Source organism: Saccharibacillus qingshengii (assembly GCF_013185195.1).
GTDB classification, from domain to species: Bacteria; Bacillota; Bacilli; order Paenibacillales; family Paenibacillaceae; genus Saccharibacillus; species Saccharibacillus qingshengii.
The window spans coordinates 165,316-186,694 of record NZ_JAAZWC010000007.1 but is presented as its reverse complement, the minus strand read 5'-3'; the positions used below and the strand labels follow the sequence as shown (position 1 = coordinate 186,694).

The following is a 21,379-nucleotide window of genomic DNA, read 5'->3' as shown; positions in this document are numbered from 1 at the left end:
AAAACGGAGGCGGAATATATGAAAATTACGCAAATCATCAACGACCATACGGTGGTCGCACAGACGGAAGATACGGGACATGCCGGGGACCTATCCGGCTGCACAAAAGCGAACGGGGAAGCGCGGTATTTGCGTGCCGTAATCGAAAACGCATTCGATTTGATCGGCCGGCGGTTCGGAGTCGAAGCTGCGGATGTATCGGCGCTCACCTACCGGAGGTTTGCCGAGCATCTGCGGACTTCGATTCGCCGGGCGATCGGGACCGAGCGGCGCAGTTCGGCGGTCGACCCGGAATTGGGCCGGCTGATCCGCACGCATCTGCCGGATTGTTTCGAATGTGCGGCGGACATCCGGATGGAACTGGAGCGTCTCTGCGGCGCCCGGCTGCCGGAAGACGAGTTGTTCGATTTGATGCTGCATGTGCATAAGGTCGTTTCGAATACGGACAAGCGGACCGAGCCTGCGGGAACTCACATTTTCCCGAAGGTCTGAGGATCGCCGGCAGGCATACGGCGCAGCCGGCGCACATCGCTCAGAGGAGGCAGACCGAACAATCTGGCGTATTCCCGGTTGAACTGCGAAGGGCTCTCGTAACCGACACGGAAAGCGGCTTCGGCCGCCTGGACCGGTTCGCTCAGCAGCATCTTTCTCGCTTCCTGCAGCCGGATCCGTTTCTGGAACTGCAAAGGACTCATGGCGGTGACTGCACGGAAATAACGATGCAGCGAAGAAGTGCTCATCTTGGCTTCTCCCGCAAGTTCTTCGATCCGCAGCGGTTCGTCATACGTCTGCCGGATCCGCCGGATGACTCCGGCGATCGCGGCGGCGTGTCCCGCACCCGGGAGCATCTGGCGCAGCGCGAAGTTCTGCTCGTCGCGCAGGGCGCGGTACAGGATCTCCCGGGCGGCCATCGTCGCAAGGGCCGGAACGTCGCGAGGCGTCTCCAGCAGCCGGAGCAGCCGCACGAACGCTTCCAGCATATCCGCCCCGGCGGGGCTTACGCACAGTCCTCGGCCTGCAGCGGCAGACGTTCTGCCGGAGGGGACGTCGAGCGGGAGCAGATCGGCCGTCTGCTGCGGATCGACATGCAGCTGCACGGCCAGATAAGGCCGCTGCGGGGAAGCTTCGATCACCTGGCCGCAGATCGGCAGGCCGACAGAGACGGCAAAATACTCGGACGGGCCGTAATGGTAGGATTCGTCGCCGAGCAGCACCCATTTGCGCCCTTGGGCGACCAGGCAGATCGAAGGTTCGTACACGGTATGCAGAGGAACCGAAGGCTCCGAGCTGCGGATGAGCGACAAAGCGGGGATCACGGTGGAATAGATTCCGTCTCCGCCGGAGAATTGGGCAATTAACCGGGACAGCTCGCCGAGCGCCGTCTCTATACGACCGGAACCGGGCCGCGCAGTGTTCATCGTAATTCCTCCTCGATTCTGAATCCGAAACGCAGCCATTGGGCCGCCTATAAGGAAAACAAAGACCGGAAGCCGGGTATCGGCGGCCGGTCTTTTGGGTCGGACTGCTTTTTTTCATTATAAGACGTGGGGACCGGTTTGCAAAAGCTTCTGCGCGAAACAGGCAATTTCCTGCCTCGATCGTTCTACCTCCTGTTCGCGTTCCGCCTGCATAATGAAGAAGAACTCGACGGGAGGAGGCAAATCATGAACGAAGCGAATACAGGAAGCAAACAGCAGTCTTTGCATGCGTACATCGGGATGTGGGTAACCGCAGACGGCCGGATCCGCCAGGAGCTTCTGCCTGACGGACGCTACGATGAAGCGCGCGGCAGCCGCAAAAGTGCCTATACCGGCCGGTATACCGTTGCAGGCAGCCGGATCGATTATGTGGATGATACCGGCTTTACCGCGGACGGCGAATTTCGCGGCGATGTTCTGTATCACGGCGGTATGGTCTTCTATCGGGAAAACAATAGGTAAACCGGCATGAAGCGGGCATACAAGGCAGCGGGCGAAATGGACGATACGCAAAAAGGGAACGCAAGAAGGGAGAATCTTGTCATGAAAAACGAAACGGGATCGGGGATCGAAGGAAAAGTGGTTCTGATTACGGGAGCCAGCAGCGGAATCGGCGAGGCGGCGGCACGTCTGCTGGCCGATCGCGGAGCGAAAGTAATGCTTGGGGCCAGACGCACGGAACGTCTGGAAGCTCTTGCGGCGGAGATTCGCGCGGCGGGCGGCACCGCGGAATTCCGGAAACTGGATGTGACGGATGCGGAAGAGACGGAAGCTTTTTTCCGTGATGCGGAAGAACGTTTCGGCCGGATCGACGTTGTCGTGAATAATGCGGGCGTGATGCCGCTGTCCCATCTGGAAGAGCGCCGGATCGACGAATGGAACCGGATGATCGATGTCAATATCCGGGGCGTGCTGCACGGCATCGCAGCCGGACTGCCCGCCATGCAGCGTCAAGGAGGCGGCCAATTCGTGAATATCGCTTCGATCGGCGCCTATGAGGTGACGCCGACAGCCGCCGTCTACTGCGCCACCAAATATGCGGTTCGGGCGATCTCGGAAGGCCTGCGCAAGGAAACGGGGCGGGAGATCCGTGTGACGCTGATCTCGCCGGGCGTTACCGAATCGGAACTTGCGGACAGCATCTCCGACGAAGACGCCAAGGCGGCGATGCGCGAGTATCGGCGTATCGCGCTGCCGGCCCGGGCAATTGCCGAAGCGATTCTCTACGCCGTCTCCCAGCCGCAAGGCGTCGATGTAAACGAGCTGACCGTCCGGCCTTCGCAGGCTGTGGGCTGAATCCGGCGCGGCGGCCTTCCATACACAAAGAACCCCCGGACGAATAGACATTCGTCCGGGGGTTCTTTGCCGTGATAGATGTCAGGGAAAACGGAGGGGCCGCTCTATGTGCTGCTGCCCCGGGATCAACCTTCCGCTTGTTCGTGCCCTTTGGTACGGAACTGGCGGGTGACGGACTGCATACCGTCCGCAAGTTCGGCCAGACGCTGGGAGACCGCGTTCAGTTCGCGTGCGGAGCGCTGCTGTTCGTCCGCGCTTGCCGCCACTTCTTCGGTCATGGCCGAAGTCTGTTCGGTAGCCGCCGCAATATCGTTCATATGCTGCTCTACCTCCCGCCGAACTTCCTGCATATCGCCGGTTCTGCGCTGCAGCTGGCCGGCGAGCCCTTCGACTTGTCCCGAGATATCCAACACTTCGCCAAAGGTTTGCAGACAATCCGAGATCTGCTCTTCCTGTTCCTGCGTCAAGACGCGGTTCACTTCGAAGTGTTCGTTCATCATGCCGACCTGGTCGACGAAAGAACCGAGAATACGGTCGATTTCCTGAATGGAATCTTTGGACTGTTGGGCGAGCAGTCCCATTTCTCCGGCGACGACCGCAAATCCTTTGCCCGCTTCTCCTGCGCGCGAAGCTTCAATCGTGGCATTGAGCGCCAGAATTTGTGTTTGTTTGACGATGGTGTTCAGCTGTCCGCTGATCGAAGCGGCCAGCTTCGATTTCTGGTCGAGTTCGCTGGACATCGCGGTCAGGTCGTCGGTGCGCCGCGCATTCTCCCGGCTTTTCTCGAGCAGCACTTCATGTTCGCGGCTGACTTTTACCTGAACACTGCCCAGCTGCTTCGACATATCGGTAAATTGGAGCACGTACGAACCAACCTCGTCCATCATGCCGCCGAGCTGATCGGTCAAATGTACGGCGTTCTCGGTTTCTTCCGCCTGCTGCATCGAACCCGAAGCGATCTCCCGAATGGCCCGCGCCAATTCCTCGGCCTGTTGATCGTTCATATGGGAAGATTGTTCGATATGGCCGGCCGATTCCACAAGCGTGTCCGAGCCGCTCTTGATCTGTTCGATCATATCCGTGATCCGGGAAGTCATATGACCGGTCAGCTGCGCAATATCGCCAAGCTGATCGCCGGTAATCCGTTCGACGGATACGTCGAGATTGCCTTGGGCAGCTTGTTCCAGGCCTTCTTTGATTCCGGCGACCTGCTTGAGCAGACGATTGACCACCCACAGCATAATGAGCATCGAAACGATCAGGACCGCGGCGAATACCGGAATTACGATCAGGTAGACACTCTTCAGGGTCTCCGACGTCACTTGTTCCAGCGTGTTGGCGGCAACGTCGATTCCGAGGTAGCCGATTATGGCATCATCGGCGCCGCGGATCGGAGTAAAGGACGAGAACAGCTTGCCCCACTCTTCGCTGTCGGCCACCGGGGTATTGACCGTCAGACCTTTCATCAGATTGCTTTCGACATCGGCGTCAAAGGAAGCTTCCATACCGAGAGGACTGTAGTTTTCGTCGTCCCAGTCTGCGCCGTCCACCGTGTATCTCCAGCCTGCGTCGTTCTTGTCGAGCATATAGACATAGAGGACGCCTGACTGCAGCCGGAGCGTATTCAATTCTTCCCGCAGCGTCCGGTAGGCTTCCGTTTTTTCACCGTTTTCGTATACGCTTTGAATCGCTTCGGCTTGAGTTCCAAGCCGCAGTGCCGTGTTCTCGGCCAACCGCTGCGTATCTTTTTGCATGGTGGAGAGCGCAGCTTGTTCGACGGCCGAACGCGTCATTAGCGTGACAAGTATACCGATAATCAGAAGCGGTACCAGGATTACCAAATAGAGTTTCGTGCGTAGTCCATAAAATCTGCGATTTCTTGTGTTCAAAATTTCTGTACCTCCTTGATGTTCGTCTGACTCTTCATTATCGTCGAAAAATGTCACATTTTTAATAGTTATTCGTAAACAAGTGAAAGAAAATGAGTAGATGCCCAGCGCGGAAGCGGGCGAAAATCGGTAAATGGCTGACAGATCCGTTCCTGCCGCGAATATTCCGAAGAAGATCCCCAAACGCAAAAACCGGTCTACATGCAGACCGGTTTTTGGGAAGGATCTAAGAAGCTGTCCCTGCACGGCTGCAGGGGACGGTTATTCGTCGGCCGCATACAGCGAAGCTGTATTCCGATGCTGCCAAAGTTCCGCAGCGGAGCGATCCAGCCAAGCGAACATCTTGTCGGATAAGGCATTGCCGAAGCTGAATCGGCGGACGCCCAGCGTATGCAGGCGGGCGGGGGAAGTCAGCCCCGGAAGCGACATGATATTCAGCGGAACCGTGATCGCCGAAGCGGCGGCGGCAATGTCTTCGTCTTTTCCGAGTCCCGGCACGAAAATCCCGCTGGCTCCGCTGCCGGCATAGGCTTCGGCCCGGATCAGCGTCTCGTTGAGCGGATCTGCCAAGCCGGAGATCAGATACGTATCGGTGCGGGCATTGAGGAACAATCCTCCGAACCCCCGGGTGTCCAGCGCATGGCGAATCTGTGCCAGCAGTCCGGCCTGTTCGGTGTAATCGCGCAGGCCGACTTGGTCTTTCGGCGAGTCTTCGATATTGAGACCGGCTGCGCCCGCATCGGCCATACGGAGCGCATTGTCGACAATATCTCCGAACCGTGAAGCGTAACCGGCTTCGATATCCGCGGATACCGGAATGTGCAGATGAGCGGTCATATCGCGTACGATCGACACATGGCGGTCGAAATCGACCTGTTCGCCGTCGCCCGCTCCGATCCCGTCGGCGATGCCCCGGCTGGTCGTTCCGACTGCCGGAAAGCCGGCCCGTTCGAGGGAAAGCGCGGAAGCGGTATCCCAGGCGTTGCCGAGAAACAGGATTTCCGGTGCGTGGTGCAGACGGTTGAATACGGAAATGGCAGACGCGTGCAGATCTGTAGGCGCTGCGGCAAACGGGTGTAGAGAGTGGATCGGTTCGGTCATGATCATAGCCTCCTGTCGGGTATGAAATCAGTCTACAGGCAGGAAGAGCCATGAAACCTCCTTATTCTTGCGCACAGGGTCCCGGGAAAGAACACACTGTGAAGAAGCGGCCTATGCCGGTGGGGGTGGGCGCAAGCGGCCTCTCAGGCAGGAAGCTTGGAGGCGGCCGATTGAATCGCCGCCGAGATCTGTTTCTCCCAACCGTAAATCGTACGCTGGGAAGCGTGGATCTTCCGCAGCTGATCGTACATCAGCGTCAATTCCGCTGCCGCGGTAATCGCATTGCCCTGCTTGACGGCGGAGCGGTAGCGTTTGTAGGCCGCCGCTCTTGTCTTGTTGCAGGACACGATCGTTTTGTTCTCGGCCGTTACCTGTTTCTTCAGCACTGCTGCGGGAGCCAGGGCGTCTTTGACCGTTTTGACTTTGGCTGCCGCTTGTTTCTTGGCGGAAGCCAGCGCTTCCTGGGCTTTCTTGATCTCCAGCTTGGCGGCGTCGACCGACGGCTTCAGTTTGTTGCGCTTCAAGTCGAGCAGATCGGCGCTTTTCTTGTCTTTGCGTTTGCGCGCTTCGGCCGCCTGCTTGCCGAGATCGCTGTACTGCCGAATCAGAGAGGCGTGTCGGCTCTTGAGCGCGGCCCATTCGGTATTCAAGCGGTCGATCTTGGACTTGTCGATCGCTTTCACGGAAGCGTTGACGTTCTTGAGCCGGGCCGCACTGTCTTTGCGCAGCGACTGAATCTCCAGCTTCTCGATCTTGTTGGCGGTCTCAAGCGCGGTGTAGCCATCGTACAGGGCATCGATGCCCGACAGCGCCGATGCCCAGGCGCTGGCCGCGGCGCGTTCGGGCGGTGCGGCAAACGGGAGGATCAAAACGAGCGACAGCAGCAGGGCGGTCAAACGGACGGCAAAGCGGGATTTAGGCGGCGCGGATCGGAAAGCGGACATAGGAATTTCAGCTCCTTATATGAGGTGAACCGGAACGTGAAAACGCAAAAAAGCACCCTGCGGAAAGGTTCGGAAACCTTGTCCGCAGGGTGCTTCCCCGCGCCGTTCATGATCGATTGCGTCCACTATACCACAGCCGAAAAACAAGCGTCAATCGAAAAAACGAACGCATGTTTGAAAATTTCCGCCCCGGTCTCGCCCTGAAGAAACCGCCGCATCCATCCCCGAAACCGCCGGGATTATGGTACACTGGCTGTCGGAGAAGGGGATCGCCTTTCCCGACAGCCTACTGCCAGTGATTAAGGAGAAATGCCCCATGAAATTGATTTCCTGGAACGTCAACGGTCTTCGGGCCGCCGTCACCAAAGGTTTCAACGAATATTTCGAACAGCAGAATGCGGATATTTTCTGCGTGCAGGAGACCAAGCTGCAGGAAGGCCAGATCAAGATCGAGCCGACCCGCGACTATTACCAATATTGGAATTATGCGCTCAAGAAAGGATACTCCGGAACCGCCGTTTTTACCAAAGTCCGCCCGCTGAGCGTACGCTACGGCATGGAAGAAGACCGGGAAGACGAAGGCCGGCTGCTGACGCTGGAATACGAATCTTTTTACCTCGTTAATGTCTATACGCCGAATGCTAAGCGCGACCTTACCCGCCTGCCGTACCGGCTGGAGTGGGAAGACCGCTTCCGTCATTATCTCCAGACGCTGGACGCCGTCAAGCCGGTTCTCGTCTGCGGGGATCTGAACGTCGCGCACCGGGAGATCGACCTGAAGAACGCGCGTTCCAATATCGGCAACTCGGGCTTTACGGACGAAGAGCGCGGCAAGATGACCGAGCTGCTGGACGCCGGCTTTATCGATACGTTCCGCTACTTCTATCCGGACCGCGAAGGGGTGTACAGCTGGTGGTCGTATATGATGAAGGTACGCGAACGGAATATCGGTTGGCGAATCGATTATTTCCTCGCTTCCGAGCGCCTGGCTCCCCGGCTGACCGATGCGCGGATCGACTTCCAGATTCTGGGAAGCGATCATTGTCCGGTCGTGCTGGAAATGGAAGAGCCGTGAGCGGCAGGGATGATTAACGTCCGAAGACCAAGGCCGCCCGGAAGAACGTTCTTCCAAGAAGGCGGCCGCGGCTTCGCGAAGCGCTAGTACCTTGACCGATAACGATGTTAGGTTACGCCCCTCGAAAACCCGCTTGAACCCTGCGTGTTTCCGATGAACGCAAGCCTTGGATTTAATTCGATCAAGGTACCAGGCTTCTTTAATTTGAACAGGCGATCTTTAGTTTTCCCTCTTAATGAAAAGGCTTTCATGGTCTAAGGTAACAAGATGGGGACTTGTGCGGATGGGAGATTCATGTCCGGTACGAGTGGACAGGCGGCGAACAGAGTGCGAAAATATCGAAAAAAAGGACAGCGGAGAGGAGCGGGGCATGGATATCCTGGGGGTTTACCGGAGGACGGTCAAAAACAATCTGTTTACCAAAACCATTCTGCTCTTCTCCTTTATCACCATTGTCACGATTATCGCTTTTTCGTATTTTATGTTTGTATCCATGTCCCAGTCGACGGTGCGGCGGGAGCTGGACAACCAAAAAGCGGCGATGTCCGCGATCGACCGGTATATCGGTCTGCGGATCGGCGAAGCGTCTTCGATCATGCCCGACCTGTACCGGGATGACGCGCTGTCGCTCGATCTGTCTTATTTCCTCCTGAATCCGTACGCCGACTATGTCCGCTACCGGCTCGACCGGTATGCGCAGACGGGAATCGATGCAGCCAACGCCAAATCCTATTTCAAAAACGTACTCGAGAGCCGCCCGGATATCCGGGCGCTCGTACTCTACAGCAGCGAGCAGCAGGCTTTGTACGCGTATCATCCCGACGGGGAATTTCGGGTGGTGCCGGTCAATGCGTCGCAATCTTATGTGCCCGACGCGATGGCGCTTGAGAACGCGAACGTCTCGGAGCCCAATGCCTGGGTGAACCGGGCGCTCGGAGGAATCGGGGAGGCCATGTACTCGGTCACGGTGCCAGTCAACGACAAACAGAGCTTCAAGAATCTCGGACAGCTCACCGTCTGGTTCGATTCGGGCCGTCTGCATCAGGCGCTTACCGCGTATGAACAAGAATTCAAAGGCGATATCTTCGTCTTGTCCGCGGACGGCCGGGTATTGTTCGATACGTCGGGCCGTTATTACGGACAGCGCTTTCCGTATGCGCAGCGGCTGGAATTGGTCTACGATGTCAATTCGTCGGGTCCCGCGCCGGAGAACGGCCTGTATTTCAACAAGCTGGCTTCGACCGCCGGCGGCTATACCGTTGCGGGAATCCTGAGCGAGCGGGAGGCCGCGGAATCGTACCGGAACCTCCAGCGGACCATTGTGACGATCGGGGCGGTCTGTATCGTATTCGCGATTCTGGTGCCTTCACTGTTCATTTTCAATTTTGCCAAACGGACGAACCGGATCATCCGGCTGACGCAGCGCGTCAAACGCGGAGACCTGAAGACCCGGCTCAAGGATACAAAAGAAGACGAACTGGGTCAGATTGCAAGCAGCTTCGACGATATGCTCGACGAGCTGAATCAATATATCGACCGGGTGTACAAAGCGGACATCAAGCAGAAGCATACCGAACTTGCGGCGCTGCAGGCGCGGGTCAATCCGCATTTTTTGTACAATACGCTCGAAGTGATCCGGATGCGGGCCGTATCGCAGGGGGCCAAAGACGTCGGGGAGATGATCTACAGTCTGTCCATGCTGTTCAAAAGCTTCGTGCAGCAAAAAGAAAAGCATACGCTCAAAGACGAACTGGAAGCCTGCCGGTTGTATCTGGAATTGTTCCGTATCCGCTACAAAGACCGGCTCGCCTACGATATCCAGGCCGATCCGCAGCTGCTTGATCTCGAAGTGCCGAGATTGTCCGTGCAGCCGATCGTCGAGAATTATATCGTGCACGGGATCCGCAGCCGCGACGAAGATAACCGCCTTGTGATCTTCGCGGACCGGGAACAAGGAGATATTGCCGTTCGGGTAAGAGACAACGGCCGGGGCATTCCGGCCGACAAGCTGCGCGAGCTGCATGCGGGACTCGGCCGAAGCGGCGAAGAGCCGGAAGGCGGCGGGTTCGGCCTGCGCAGCGTCCACGAACGGCTGCGGCTGCTGTACGGACCGGAGTACGGGATCACGGTGCACAGCGGAGGACAGGGTCAGGGAACGTCGGTAGAAATTCGTTATCCGGATTCGGGGGAGGAGGAGCGGCATGTACAAAGTATTTCTGGTGGATGACGAACCGTTTATCATCGAAGGGTTGATCGATATCATGGATTGGGCTTCGTTCGGACTGGAAGTGGTCGGCAGTGCGCTCGACGGAAGCGAAGCGCTGGAAGCGCTCCGCAGCACGCCGGCGGATCTGCTGCTGACCGATATTTCCATGCCGGAGATGACCGGGCTGGAATTGATTCGCAGCGTCCGGGCATTCCGGCCGGAACTCAAGGTCATTGTGCTGAGCGGATTCAACGAATTCGATTATCTCAAAGAAGGCATGCGGCTTGGCATCGAGAATTATCTGCTCAAGCCGATCAATGTGGAAGAACTGGAAGCCACACTCGCCAACGTGACGGAGAAGCTGCGCCGGGCCGAACGCGAAGAACGGTTCGGCGTGTTCGGAGCCCGGATTATCCGGGACAATGTGCTGCACCGTTGGCTGACGGGACAGATTTCGCAGTCGGAGTTCAATGAACGGGCGGGTCTCCTGGGCCTGCATTTCGGACATACGCGGCTCGGGATATTGATTCTGCGCGCCGGGGAGGGCGGCGAAGATCTGCCGCGGCGTACGGAAGAAGCGCTGGAAGACGAGAAAGACGGACTGGCGTTTCGGGATATGGACGGCGATGCGGCGGTCGTCGTGACCCTTGCGCAGGACGAAGGCGAAGAACGCCTGCTGGAAATCGCGCGCAAATTGGAGGAGAGACTGGGCAGCGGGATCCGGATCGGCGTCGGCAGCGCAGGTCCGCTGCCGGAGCACGGTTCGGTCAGCCGCAGCGAAGCCAAAAAAGCGCTGGAGTACGCGTTGGTCGATCCGGAACGCCGTTTGTTCCGGTATGCTCCGCCTTCCGCGGCGACTTCGGCCGCGGAGATTTCCGCCTGGGCGTTGGCCGACCTCGGCCGGGAATACGGCCGGCTCGTGCTGGCCCGCGACCGCGAAGGACTCATGCAGCGGATCGGCGAAGATATGGCCGCGATCGGCAGGGCGGAGGGCATGACGCCCGAGGAACTGCAGAATATCGCACTTGGCATCTGCGCGGATCTGCGCGCCGTACTGCGGGAAGTCAAACGCGAAGATGACGGAGAGCCGTTTCTGCAGGTGCTCGACCGGATTCGGAACGCTACTCATATGGAGGAACTGGTCGAAGCCGTCCGACGGGCGGCGGAGGAAACGGTCGGCATGCTGAACCGCGATACGCGCAGTCCGGTCGTGCAGCAGGTGCTGGGCCATATCGCCGCCCATTACGGCGAGGAATTGTCGCTGAAGATGCTCGGTTCGCAGTATCGGGTCCATCCCGTGTATCTGGGGCAGCTGTTCCACAAGGAAACGGGCGAGACGTTTACCGATTATTTGAACAAATACCGGATCGAACGCGCCAAGGAAAAGCTGCGTACAACCGGCCAGAAAGTACAGGACATCTCCCGCAGCGTCGGCTATTGGGAAACGGGCTATTTCTACAAACAGTTCAAAAAGCATGTCGGCATCTCGCCGACCGAATACAAAGCACTTCAGTAAAGCTTTCATTTTCATGTTATTTTCATGTAAATTAATCTTTCTTTTTCATGATAGAGATCGCCTTCGAGGCGGTCTTTTCTTTATTTTGTACCCCGATATATTAGATTTCGAGCCTTTTTGAAAGTGCTTACATCCTTTAGAGTGAAGATAGTTCTTACGGCAGGGCACACACAGACAGCAATTCAAAAGAGGAGGTCATAAGTTATGAAAAAAGGTAAAAAAAGAGTCTCGCTCGCGATCTCGATGTTGGCGGCGTTCAGTCTCGTTCTCTCCGCATGCGGCGGGGGCGGAAACGAAGCGGCGTCCGGCGGTGAAGGAACTGCGGAGAAACCGGTGGATCTGATCTGGTACACGATCGGCACGCCGCAAAAAGACGTCGACAAGGTCATGACCGAAGTCAGCAAATATACGGCCGAGAAGATCGGCGCCAACGTTACGATGAAGATGATCGACTGGGGCGATTACCAGCAGAAGATGCAGGTTCTGGTCGCGTCCGGCGAACCGATGGATATTATCTTCACGTCGTCCGGCGGTTTCGATTATGTACAGAATGCGCGCAAAGGCGCCTTTATGGAACTCGACAGCCTGATCGACGAGTACGGCAAAGGCATCAAGGACACGATTAACCCGGCCTTCCTCGAAGGCTCCAAAGTCGACGGCCACAACTATGCGATCCCGGCCAACAAAGAGCTTCCGCAGCAGGAAGTATGGCGCTTCAACAAAAATGTAGCCGACGAATACGGCATCAAGACCGAAGGCATCCGCACGCTGAACAGCCTGGAGCCGCTGCTCAAGACGGTCAAGGACAAAGCGCCGGATATCACGCCGTTCGCGATGGACAAAAACTACGTGCCGTACGTGCCGTACGACTACGTGATCCAGAACCTGCCGATGGCGGTCAAACTGGACACGACGGATTACAAAATCGTAAATATCCTGGAAACGCCGGAAATGAAAGAGGCGCTGACCACGATGAACAAATACTACAAAGCGGGCTACGTCGCTCCCGAAGCCGCCACGACCGGTTCGACGACCGATCTGATGACTTCCGGCAAATGGCTGCTCGACCGTGCGCAGACCCAACCGCTCGCCGACAACTCGTGGAGCGCAAGCTACGGCTACCCGGTCGTCTCGACGCCGGCCAGCGACGCGATTATCACGAACAACTCTGTGCAGGGTTCGATGATGGCGATCTCCGCCAACTCCGAATACCCGGAGAAAGCGATGGAGTTCCTGAACCTGCTGAATACCGATCCGGTGCTGCGCAACATGGTCGATTCCGGTATCGAAGGCACGCATTACAACAAAACGGCCGACAACCGGGTCGAGAACCTGCCGGAAGCGAAAAACTACGATATGCCGTCGTACTCGCTCGGCAACAACATGCTGCTCTACCTGAACCCGAACGATCCCGAGAACAAATGGGACGAGTTCAAAACGTTCAACGAAGCGGGCGTCGATTCGCCGATCCTCAGCTTCAACTTCGATCCGAAGAACGTCTCGTCGGAACTTGCCGCCGTGCAAAACGTCAAGGAGCAGTTCTGGTCTTCCCTGATGACCGGTACGGTCGATCCGAAAACGTATCTGCCGCAGGCCATCGAGAAGTTCAACCAGGCCGGCCTTGAGAAAGTCATGGCCGAAGCGCAGACGCAGCTGGACGCCTGGAAAGCCGAGAACAACAAGTAAGATCGATTCGCATCAGCAAATCAAAACGGGAATCGGGCGGGCAGGCACACGCCCGATTCTTTTTTATACCGATTTTGGGGCGACAAGGAGGGCGACACAAACATGGGAAACTTTTTGAGAAACGTAAGCCGCAATAAAGCGCTGCTGTTCATGGTGCTGCCGGGCGCGATCTGGTTCTTCTTCTTCTCGTATCTGCCGCTTGCGGGCACAATCGTAGCGTTCAAGGAATACCGCGTCAGCCGCAAAGGCTTCTGGGCCAGTATCTTCAACAGCGAGTGGGTCGGCTGGGACAACTTCAAATTTCTGTTCAGTACGGAAGACGCCTTCGTCATTACGCGGAACACGCTGCTCTACAATATTGCGTTTATCGCGCTTGGCCTGGTGTTCTCCGTATTGATGGCGATTATTTTGTCCGAGCTGGTCAGCCGGAAAATGTCGAAAATCTATCAGACGGGCATGTTCCTGCCGTACTTCCTGTCTTGGGTCATCGTCGGCTACTTCGTGTTCAGCTTCCTGAGCATGGACCGCGGGCTGCTGAACCAGATGCTGGGCTGGTTCGGCATGGAGCCGGTTCAATGGTACTCGGATCCGAAGTATTGGCCGTATATCCTCGTCTTCGTCAATTTGTGGAAAATGGTCGGTTACAACAGCGTCGTCTATCTGGCGGCGATCCTCGGGATCGACCGTTCGCTGTACGAAGCGGCGATGATCGACGGAGCGAACAAATGGCAGCAGATCCGCCGGATCACCATTCCGATGCTGAAGCCGATCATTACGATCATGACGCTGCTGGCCGTGGGCCGGATCTTCTACGCCGACTTCGGGCTGTTCTATCAGGTGCCGAGAGACTCGGGTACCTTGTACGCCGTCACGAACGTGATCGATACGTATGTCTATCGCGGACTCATGACGACAGGCGAGATCGGCATGAGCGCGGCGGCGGGCCTGTATCAATCGGTCGTCGGCTTCACGCTCGTCATTCTGGCCAACTACGCGGTACGCCGGATCGACAAGGACAGCTCGCTGTTCTAAAAGGATGATAAGAAAGGAAGGTGTCTTCATGGCCCGCAAAACCAAACCGAAAGCGATCCGCGATTTCCAACAGATTACGCCGGTATGGAACGTCATTTTCAATTTGATTGCCGGCATCTTTGCTTTTATGTGCGTATTCCCGTTTCTGTTCGTCGTCATTATCTCCTTCACGGACGAAAGTGTACTCGCAAGCGAAGGCTACAGGCTGATTCCGTCCAAATGGAGCCTCGGTGCCTATCAATACATCTTCGAGAGCGGCGATACGCTGCTGCGGGCTTACGGGGTGACGATTGCGGTCACGCTTATCGGAACGGTGCTCAGTCTGTTCATGATCGCGCTGTACTCCTATGCGATCTCGCGCCGCAATTTCCGCTACCGCCGCTTCTTCTCGATCTTCGCTATTTTGACAATGCTGTTCAACGGCGGCATCATCCCGACCTATATGATCGTGGCGCAGCTGCTCGGGCTCAAGAACAGTATCTGGGCGCTTGTCCTGCCGCTTGCGATGAACGCGTTCTATGTCATGATCCTGCGTACGTTCTACGCGACCAGCGTACCGGACGCGCTCGTCGAATCGGGTAAAATCGACGGCGCCGGCGAATTCCGGATCTTTTTCAAAATCATCGTTCCGCTGTCCCTGCCGGGTCTTGCGACGATCGGATTGTTCAGCACGCTCGGGTATTGGAACGACTGGTTCAACGCGCTGCTGTATATCGACAATCCGAATCTGGTGCCGCTCCAGTCCATGCTGATGCGGATCGAGTCGAGCATGCAGTTTATCCAGCAGAATTCGGCCAACAGCAATATCAGCATGGCCGCGATGGGATCGCTGCCGCAGGATACGGCGCGCATGGCGATGGTCGTGCTGGCGACGCTGCCGATCATTTTCGCTTATCCGTTCTTCCAGCGTTATTTCGTGCAGGGTTTGACCCTCGGAGCGGTGAAAGAGTAAGGCGACGATTGGATGAAAAGCTGGATGAAAAGTTGGATGAAAAGGTGGATTAAAAAAGAACAACGCGGACGCGCTGCGCGTCCGCATGCCAAGGAGGAAGACCGCCCATGACGGAACGGACAACGGATACGGTGACGCAGAGACCCTGGATGAATACGGCTCTGCCTGCGGAAGAACGCTCGGAGCTGCTGCTTGCGGCCATGACGGCGCGCGAGAAGGTCGGACAGCTTATTCAGCCGTTCGGCTGGATGACCTACTCGCAGCAGAGCGGAAAAGCGGAATTGACGGAAAGCTTCAAAGAGCAGGTGCGCGCGGGCGACATCGGTTCGCTCTACGGCACCCTGCGCGCCGATCCGTGGACAGGCGTGACGCTTGCGACCGGATTGTCGCCGGCGGAAGGGGCCGAAGCGGTCAACGAGATCCAGCGCTACGCCGTCGAGCATTCGCGCCTCGGCGTGCCGCTCTTGATCGGCGAAGAATGCTCGCACGGGCATATGGCGATCGGGGGCACGGTGTTCCCGGTGCCGCTCGCGATCGGCAGCACGTGGAACGTCGACTTGTACCGGGACATGTGCCGGGCGGTCGCCGCGGAGACGCGGGCGCAGGGCGGGGCGGCGACGTATTCGCCGGTGCTCGACGTCGTGCGCGATCCGCGCTGGGGCCGGACCGAAGAATGCTTCGGGGAAGATCCGTTCCTGATCGGCGAAATGGCGGTCGCTTCGGTGGAAGGGCTGCAGGGACAGCGGCTGGACGCGCGAGATAGCGTCGCGGCGACGCTGAAGCATTTTGCGGGCTACGGCGCTTCCGAAGGAGGGCGCAACGCGGGCCCTGTACATATGGGCTGGCGCGAGCTGCTCGAAGTCGACCTGTATCCGTTCGAACGGGCGGTTCGGGCGGGAGCGGCTTCGATCATGCCCGCCTACAACGAGATCGACGGCGTGCCGTGCACGACGAACGAGCGTCTGCTCGGCGGCATCCTGCGCGGCGAATGGGGCTTCGACGGTCCGGTCATTACGGACTGCGGCGCGATCGACATGCTGGCGGCCGGCCACGATACGGCCGAAGACGGCGAAGACGCGGCGCTGCAATCGCTGCGTGCCGGCATCGACATGGAGATGTCCGGCGAGATGTTCGGCCGCCATCTGCTGGCGGCGTTCGAAGCCGGCCGGCTGGAAGCGGACGTGCTGGACCGCGCGGCGCTGCGCGTGCTGAAGTTCAAGTTCCGGCTCGGGCTGTTCGAGAGCCCGTACGCCGACGCGCAGCGGGCCGCCGAGATCATCGGCAGCGAAGAGCATGTGCGGCTTGCGCGGGCGCTTGCGGCCGAGAGCGTCGTTCTGCTCAAGAACGACGGAGGCGTGCTGCCGCTTGCGGGCGGCACCGGCCGCGTAGCGGTCATCGGTCCGAATGCGGACCGCGGCTACAACCAGCTCGGCGATTACACGTCGCCGCAGCCGGAAGGGAGCGTCGCGACCGTGCTGCGCGGACTGACCGAGCGGCTGGGAGCGGAGCGCGTCTCGTACGCGCCGGGCTGCCGCATTCGCGGCGAATCGCGCGAAGGCTTCGCGCGGGCACTGGAATGCGCGGCGGAAGCGGACGCCGTCGTGCTCGTCATGGGCGGATCGAGCGCCCGCGATTTCGGCGAAGGCACGATCGACCTGCGGACCGGAGCTTCGATGGTCACGGGCGAGGCGGTCAGCGATATGGACTGCGGCGAAGGCATCGACCGCATGACGCTGGGGCTGTCGGGCGTGCAGCTTGACCTGATCCGCGAAGTGAGCGCGGCGGCATCCGGCAAACCGGTCGCCGTGGTCTATATCGGCGGGCGCCCGGTCGTGGAGCCGTGGGTGGAAGAACATGTGCCCGCGCTGCTGCAGGCGTGGTATCCGGGGCAGGAAGGCGGCCATGCGATCGCCGATATCCTGCTCGGCGACGTCAATCCGTCGGGACGCCTGACGATCTCCGTGCCCAAGCATGTCGGGCAGCTGCCGGTCCATTACCTCGGCAAGCGCTCGCGCGGCAAACGGTATCTGGAAGACGATTCGAAGCCGCGGTATCCGTTCGGCTACGGGCTCAGCTACACGTCGTTCGAGTATTCGGCCCCTGAGCTGTCGCAGAGCCGGCTGGCGCCGGCCGAGATCGAAGCCGGCGGCCGTGCGGCCGTGTCGGTAACGGTCCGCAATACCGGGGAGCGCGCCGGGGCGGAAGTCGTCCAGCTTTACGTCTCCGATGCGGTCAGCGCCGCGACCCGTCCCGCGAATGAACTAAAAGGTTTCCGCAAGATCTGGCTGGAACCCGGCGAGAGCCGTCAAGTGAATTTTGACATCGGCGCGGAGCAGCTCCGCTATATCGGCCCCGACCTTGTATCGGTCGTCGAACCGGGACTGTTCCGGATTCGGATCGGCCGCCATGTGCAGGATACCCAAAGCATCGACTTTATCGTCGGAGAGGACTGAGAATCTATGCAGCGTTTGAACCGTTTTATCCATGAGCTGTCGCAGCGCCAGTGGCTGCGGCAGGAAGAACTGAAGAGTTGGGACATCACCCGGTCGACCTACGGCCTGCCGGGCCAATATACCGAGGTCGAGCCGTATCCGCAGGGCAAAGAACTGAATCCTTTTCCGAGCAAGAACGGCACGACCTATTTCTTCCGCACAAAGCTTGAACTGCCGGCAGATTGGAACGCGGACACCGCGGGACTGATCTTCGATTCCGGCGGCGAAGGGCTGCTGCGGGTGAACGGCGCTTCCTATCAGGGCATCGACGACAACCATACGTACGCTACGCTTGATCTCAAGCACGTCGGCCGGACGCCGGAACTCGAAATCGAAATGTTCGACATCATTCCCGAACCGCACGATCCGCTGAACCGGCAGGCGACGATCAAGCCGCCGATCACCTCGATCCGCAGTCTGCTCGTGCTGCCGAACGAACCGGTGCGCAGCCTCATGTACACGGTGACGGTTGTGCGCGATTCGGCGGCGCTGCTGCCGGACACCGATTTCCGCCGCGTACGCCTGATGGAAGCCCTGCACGGCGCGATGGATGCTTTTACCGGATTGAACGAAGCGGACGTGCGCGAAGGCGCGGCGGTCTCGAACATCGAACAGCAGCTTCGCACCCGTACGCTCGAGATCGGCGGCAATAACGCCGAAGGCCGCGAGATCATGGTCGGCCAGTCGCATATCGATATCGCCTGGCTGTGGCCGGTACGAGAGACGGTGCGCAAGACGAGCCGCACGTTCTCGAGCGTCGACACGCTGATGTGCGAATACCCGGATTATCTGTACACGCAGAGCCAGCCAATCCTGTTCGATTTCCTCAAGCAGAACGATCCCGAACTGTACGAGCGGGTCAAAGCCCGTATCCGCGAAGGGCGCTGGGAACTGGTCGGGGGCATGTGGGTCGAACCGGATCTCAATATCCCGAGCGGCGAATCGCTGATGCGCCAGATGCTGTACGGACAGCGTTTCTACCAGGAGGAATTCGGCAAAATCTCGCGGATCGAATGGCTGCCGGACACGTTCGGCTACTGCGCGTCGCTGCCGCAGATTCTCAAGCACGGCGGCGTGGAATACTTCATGACGACGAAGCTGAACTGGAACGATACGAACACGTTCCCGTACGATCTGTTCCATTGGGTCGGTATCGACGGAACGCCGATTCTGTCTTATCTCAACCACGGCGTCAACGAGCATACGCATCCCAAAGACGTGCACGAACACTGGCAGTCCTACCGGCAAAAAGACAAACATTCGGAGCAGATGCTGCTGTACGGGCACGGCGACGGCGGCGGCGGCGTGACGCGCGAGATGCTGGAGTATATCGACCGCGCCGAGCTGATGGTCGGCCAGCCTTCGAGCCGCTACGGCACGGCGGCGGAGTTCTTCGACGGCATCCGCCAGGCGGAGCCGGAACTGCCGGTCTGGCGCGGCGACCTGTATCTGGAGCTGCACCGCGGCACGTATACGACGCATGCCTACAACAAGCGGGCGAACCGCAAAGCGGAAGTGCTGTACCGCGAAGCGGAACTGTGGAACGTGCTGGCGGCGGGGGATTCCCAGGTCCATGCCGGCTACGGCGAAGCGCTGGAATCGCTGCACCGAGGCTGGAAGCTGATCCTGCTTAACCAGTTCCACGATATCATTCCGGGTTCGGCGATCACGGAAACGTACGAGACGTCGGACGCGGAATACGCGGAGGTGTTTACCGAAGGCAAACGCAGTCTGGATATCGGCACGCACGCACTTGCGGATCGGATCAACACCGAAGGCGAAGGCACGCCGTATATTGTTTTCAACAGTCTGGGCTGGTATCGCTTCGCGACCGTCACGATCGAACAGGCGGCCGGGCAGGAAGCTTACGACTCGGAAGGCGAGCGCCTGGAAGCCGACTACGACGAAGGCAGCGGAAGCCTGACCGTGTACGTGCCGCATATTCCGTCGCTCGGGTACACCACGATCTGGCTGCGCGAAGCGGGCACGGGCGCAGAAGCGGCGGTTTCCCAGTACGCGGCGGAAGGCGGTTCGGCGGTCGCCGCAGAGTCGGCCCCGGAGGCTTCGGCAGTCGTCCTGCAGGAAAGTTCGTCGATAGAAGAGGGATTCCCTGATGTCTGGGAAGCGCCTTTCTACACCGTGCGTTTCAATGACCGCGGGGAGATCGTTTCGCTGATCGACAAGCAGGAGGAGCGCGAAGTGATCCAGCCGGGCGAAGCGGCGAACGTCTTCCAGTTCTTCCATGACCGTCCGACGGAGTGGGATGCCTGGGATATCGATCCGCGGTTCGAGAAACAGCCTGCGGGCGCAGCCGAGCTGCTGGAACGTTCGGTGGTTGCGTCGGGCGGCGTGCGCGACATCCTGCGCTTCCGCTGGAAGCTCAGCGAATCGATCATCGAGCAGGACGTTATTTTCTACAAATACGACCGCCGTATCGACTTCAAGACCCATGTGTCGTGGCACGAAGCGCACAAGCTGCTCAAGGTCGCTTTCCCGGTCGACGTGCTGGCGGAAAAAGCGACCTACGAAATCCCGTTTGGTTCGCTGGAGCGGCCGACGCATCGCAATACGAGCTGGGAACAGGCGCAGTTCGAAGTGTGCGGACACCGGTTCGCCGACGTATCCGAGCGCGGCTACGGCGTCAGCCTGCTGAACGACTGCAAATACGGCTATGACATTCAGGGCAGCACGATTCGCCTGTCGCTGCTCCGGGCACCGAAATGGCCGGATACGCAGGCGGATCTGGGCGAACACGACTTCACGTATTCGCTGTATCCGCACGCGGGCAGCTGGGTGTCCGCCCATACGGTTCAGGCTGCGGCAGCGCTCAACCAGGAACTTCCGGTAGTCCGTACGACGGCACATCCGGGCGACCTGTCGTCTTCGATGGAGTCCATTCTTTTCACGGGCGAGCATGTTATACTGGACACGGTCAAACCGGCCGAAGACGGAACCGGCCTTATCGTACGGATGTACGAGTCGGTAGGCGGCCGGGAAACGGTCGAACTGAATGTCCGTCACGCGTTCGAGCGTGCGGTCCTGTCCGGCGCGCTGGAAGAAGACGGCGAAGAGCTTGACCTGATCGAGAACGCCGCGCTGCGGCTTACGTTCAAGCCGTACGAGATCAAGACGGTCAAATTGATCCGGAGCTAGACCCGTATCGGACCGGACTTGCGGCTTGCGTTGACTTCGGTTCTTTCGTTTCGGTCCTTCCTCTTCAACCGCCGGCGCCCCGCAGTAATCCGACAGCCGTTTTGACGGCCGAGCCGGTTGCTGCGGCGCGCCGGTTTTGGGTTGGAGCGGCCGGGTATCGGTCAGCGAATTCGGCGAATCGAGCAGAGTAAACCGGATTGAACCGGATAGAATCAAATCGGATCGGATCAAGGCAAATCAATACCGAACCAAACCAAATCAAATCGAGCCAGCAAAAATCAAACTCAAATCCGGCAAATGTGATCGAAAAGACAACATTTTGCCGGAAAAAAGGCCGGATTCGCATAAATGTGATCATAAAGTCAACATTTTAAGCGCATCCTCGCCGATTTTCGCTTTTTTTGCCCAAAATGTGTTCATAAAAGCAACATTTTGATAAAAAAAGAGCTTTCAAGCGGAAAATGTGGTCAAAAAGACCACATTCCCTAGGAAGAGTCGCAAAGCAGGAAGCAGGAAGCAAGAAGCAGAAAGCAGGAATCGCAAAGCGGAAAGCACTAAG

At 58.5% G+C, this 21,379-nt stretch carries 16 protein-coding genes; 11 read left to right on the top strand and 5 right to left on the bottom strand.

All coding sequences use genetic code 11. The annotated features are described in order from the left end of the window. Positions 1-18 precede the first annotated feature (18 nt). The gene (locus HRQ60_RS08655) at positions 19-492 is read left to right on the top strand and encodes a PRD domain-containing protein (protein ID WP_172195393.1); all 474 of its coding nucleotides are present in this window, start codon (positions 19-21) and stop codon (positions 490-492) included. Here the strand turns inward: HRQ60_RS08655 and HRQ60_RS08650 are convergent. Then, complete coding sequence (locus HRQ60_RS08650; RefSeq protein WP_172195391.1) at positions 471-1,418, bottom strand: AraC family transcriptional regulator; 948 nt, start codon at positions 1,416-1,418, stop codon at positions 471-473. The genes HRQ60_RS08655 and HRQ60_RS08650 overlap by 22 nt on opposite strands. A 246-nt stretch (positions 1,419-1,664) precedes the next feature. On the opposite strand from HRQ60_RS08650, the gene HRQ60_RS08645 reads away from it, so the two are divergent. Together HRQ60_RS08645 and HRQ60_RS08640 are read left to right on the top strand one after the other, a co-directional pair. Further along, the gene (locus HRQ60_RS08645; protein ID WP_172195389.1) at positions 1,665-1,940 is read left to right on the top strand and encodes an Atu4866 domain-containing protein; all 276 of its coding nucleotides are present in this window, start codon (positions 1,665-1,667) and stop codon (positions 1,938-1,940) included. Between the two features lie 81 nt (positions 1,941-2,021). Next, positions 2,022-2,774: an SDR family oxidoreductase gene (locus tag HRQ60_RS08640; RefSeq protein ID WP_172195387.1), complete on the top strand. Its 753-nt coding sequence runs from the start codon at positions 2,022-2,024 to the stop codon at positions 2,772-2,774. Positions 2,775-2,899: 125 nt separating this feature from the next. Here the strand turns inward: HRQ60_RS08640 and HRQ60_RS08635 are convergent, their stop codons facing one another. The 3 genes from HRQ60_RS08635 to HRQ60_RS08625 all read right to left on the bottom strand — a co-directional run bounded on the left by HRQ60_RS08635 (position 2,900) and on the right by HRQ60_RS08625 (position 6,708). Beyond that, on the bottom strand, positions 2,900-4,663 hold the full coding sequence (locus HRQ60_RS08635; protein WP_172195385.1) for a methyl-accepting chemotaxis protein: 1,764 nt from the start codon (positions 4,661-4,663) through the stop codon (positions 2,900-2,902). A gap of 261 nt (positions 4,664-4,924) precedes the next feature. Next, positions 4,925-5,764, bottom strand: a complete 840-nt coding sequence (locus HRQ60_RS08630; protein WP_172195383.1) for an isocitrate lyase/PEP mutase family protein — start codon at positions 5,762-5,764, stop codon at positions 4,925-4,927. Positions 5,765-5,907: 143 nt separating this feature from the next. Next, complete coding sequence (locus HRQ60_RS08625; RefSeq protein WP_172195381.1) at positions 5,908-6,708, bottom strand: hypothetical protein; 801 nt, start codon at positions 6,706-6,708, stop codon at positions 5,908-5,910. 316 nt (positions 6,709-7,024) lie between these two features. Here HRQ60_RS08625 and HRQ60_RS08620 point away from each other — a divergent pair, with 316 nt between their 5' ends. From HRQ60_RS08620 to HRQ60_RS08585, 8 genes are all read left to right on the top strand, one after another. Further along, entirely contained in the window at positions 7,025-7,783 is a 759-nt protein-coding gene (locus HRQ60_RS08620) for an exodeoxyribonuclease III (RefSeq protein ID WP_172195379.1), read from the top strand. Positions 7,784-8,153: 370 nt separating this feature from the next. Beyond that, a complete protein-coding gene (locus HRQ60_RS08615; RefSeq protein ID WP_172195377.1) occupies positions 8,154-10,010 on the top strand; it encodes a sensor histidine kinase in 1,857 nt (618 codons plus the stop codon). Beyond that, complete coding sequence (locus HRQ60_RS08610) at positions 9,985-11,505, top strand: response regulator transcription factor (protein ID WP_172195375.1); 1,521 nt, start codon at positions 9,985-9,987, stop codon at positions 11,503-11,505. The genes HRQ60_RS08615 and HRQ60_RS08610 overlap by 26 nt, the downstream gene beginning before the upstream one ends. A gap of 204 nt (positions 11,506-11,709) precedes the next feature. Next, on the top strand, positions 11,710-13,191 hold the full coding sequence (locus tag HRQ60_RS08605; protein ID WP_172195374.1) for an ABC transporter substrate-binding protein: 1,482 nt from the start codon (positions 11,710-11,712) through the stop codon (positions 13,189-13,191). A 102-nt stretch (positions 13,192-13,293) separates the two neighbouring features. Then, positions 13,294-14,223, top strand: a complete 930-nt coding sequence (locus HRQ60_RS08600) for an ABC transporter permease (protein WP_172195372.1) — start codon at positions 13,294-13,296, stop codon at positions 14,221-14,223. A 28-nt stretch (positions 14,224-14,251) separates the two neighbouring features. Beyond that, positions 14,252-15,175, top strand: coding sequence for a carbohydrate ABC transporter permease (locus tag HRQ60_RS08595; RefSeq protein WP_172195370.1), 924 nt, complete (start codon positions 14,252-14,254; stop codon positions 15,173-15,175). Positions 15,176-15,282: 107 nt separating this feature from the next. Further along, a complete protein-coding gene (locus HRQ60_RS08590; protein WP_172195368.1) occupies positions 15,283-17,628 on the top strand; it encodes a glycoside hydrolase family 3 N-terminal domain-containing protein in 2,346 nt (781 codons plus the stop codon). 6 nt (positions 17,629-17,634) lie between these two features. Then, entirely contained in the window at positions 17,635-20,820 is a 3,186-nt protein-coding gene (locus HRQ60_RS08585; protein WP_172195366.1) for an alpha-mannosidase, read from the top strand. Positions 20,821-20,884: 64 nt separating this feature from the next. On the opposite strand, the gene HRQ60_RS08580 is transcribed toward HRQ60_RS08585, so the two are convergent. Further along, positions 20,885-21,178 (bottom strand): hypothetical protein, encoded by a 294-nt coding sequence (locus HRQ60_RS08580; RefSeq protein WP_172195364.1) that lies wholly within the window; start codon positions 21,176-21,178, stop codon positions 20,885-20,887. Positions 21,179-21,379: the final 201 nt, after the last annotated feature.

Coding starts and splice junctions, on each gene's coding strand:
- HRQ60_RS08655 (WP_172195393.1), top strand. CDS start 19: ATGAAAATTACGCAAATCATCAACGACCATACGGTGGTCGCACAGACG.
- HRQ60_RS08650 (WP_172195391.1), bottom strand. CDS start 1,418: ATGAACACTGCGCGGCCCGGTTCCGGTCGTATAGAGACGGCGCTCGGC.
- HRQ60_RS08645 (WP_172195389.1), top strand. CDS start 1,665: ATGAACGAAGCGAATACAGGAAGCAAACAGCAGTCTTTGCATGCGTAC.
- HRQ60_RS08640 (WP_172195387.1), top strand. CDS start 2,022: ATGAAAAACGAAACGGGATCGGGGATCGAAGGAAAAGTGGTTCTGATT.
- HRQ60_RS08630 (WP_172195383.1), bottom strand. CDS start 5,764: ATGACCGAACCGATCCACTCTCTACACCCGTTTGCCGCAGCGCCTACA.
- HRQ60_RS08625 (WP_172195381.1), bottom strand. CDS start 6,708: ATGTCCGCTTTCCGATCCGCGCCGCCTAAATCCCGCTTTGCCGTCCGT.
- HRQ60_RS08620 (WP_172195379.1), top strand. CDS start 7,025: ATGAAATTGATTTCCTGGAACGTCAACGGTCTTCGGGCCGCCGTCACC.
- HRQ60_RS08615 (WP_172195377.1), top strand. CDS start 8,154: ATGGATATCCTGGGGGTTTACCGGAGGACGGTCAAAAACAATCTGTTT.
- HRQ60_RS08610 (WP_172195375.1), top strand. CDS start 9,985: ATGTACAAAGTATTTCTGGTGGATGACGAACCGTTTATCATCGAAGGG.
- HRQ60_RS08605 (WP_172195374.1), top strand. CDS start 11,710: ATGAAAAAAGGTAAAAAAAGAGTCTCGCTCGCGATCTCGATGTTGGCG.
- HRQ60_RS08600 (WP_172195372.1), top strand. CDS start 13,294: ATGGGAAACTTTTTGAGAAACGTAAGCCGCAATAAAGCGCTGCTGTTC.
- HRQ60_RS08595 (WP_172195370.1), top strand. CDS start 14,252: ATGGCCCGCAAAACCAAACCGAAAGCGATCCGCGATTTCCAACAGATT.
- HRQ60_RS08590 (WP_172195368.1), top strand. CDS start 15,283: ATGACGGAACGGACAACGGATACGGTGACGCAGAGACCCTGGATGAAT.
- HRQ60_RS08585 (WP_172195366.1), top strand. CDS start 17,635: ATGCAGCGTTTGAACCGTTTTATCCATGAGCTGTCGCAGCGCCAGTGG.
- HRQ60_RS08580 (WP_172195364.1), bottom strand. CDS start 21,178: ATGATCACATTTATGCGAATCCGGCCTTTTTTCCGGCAAAATGTTGTC.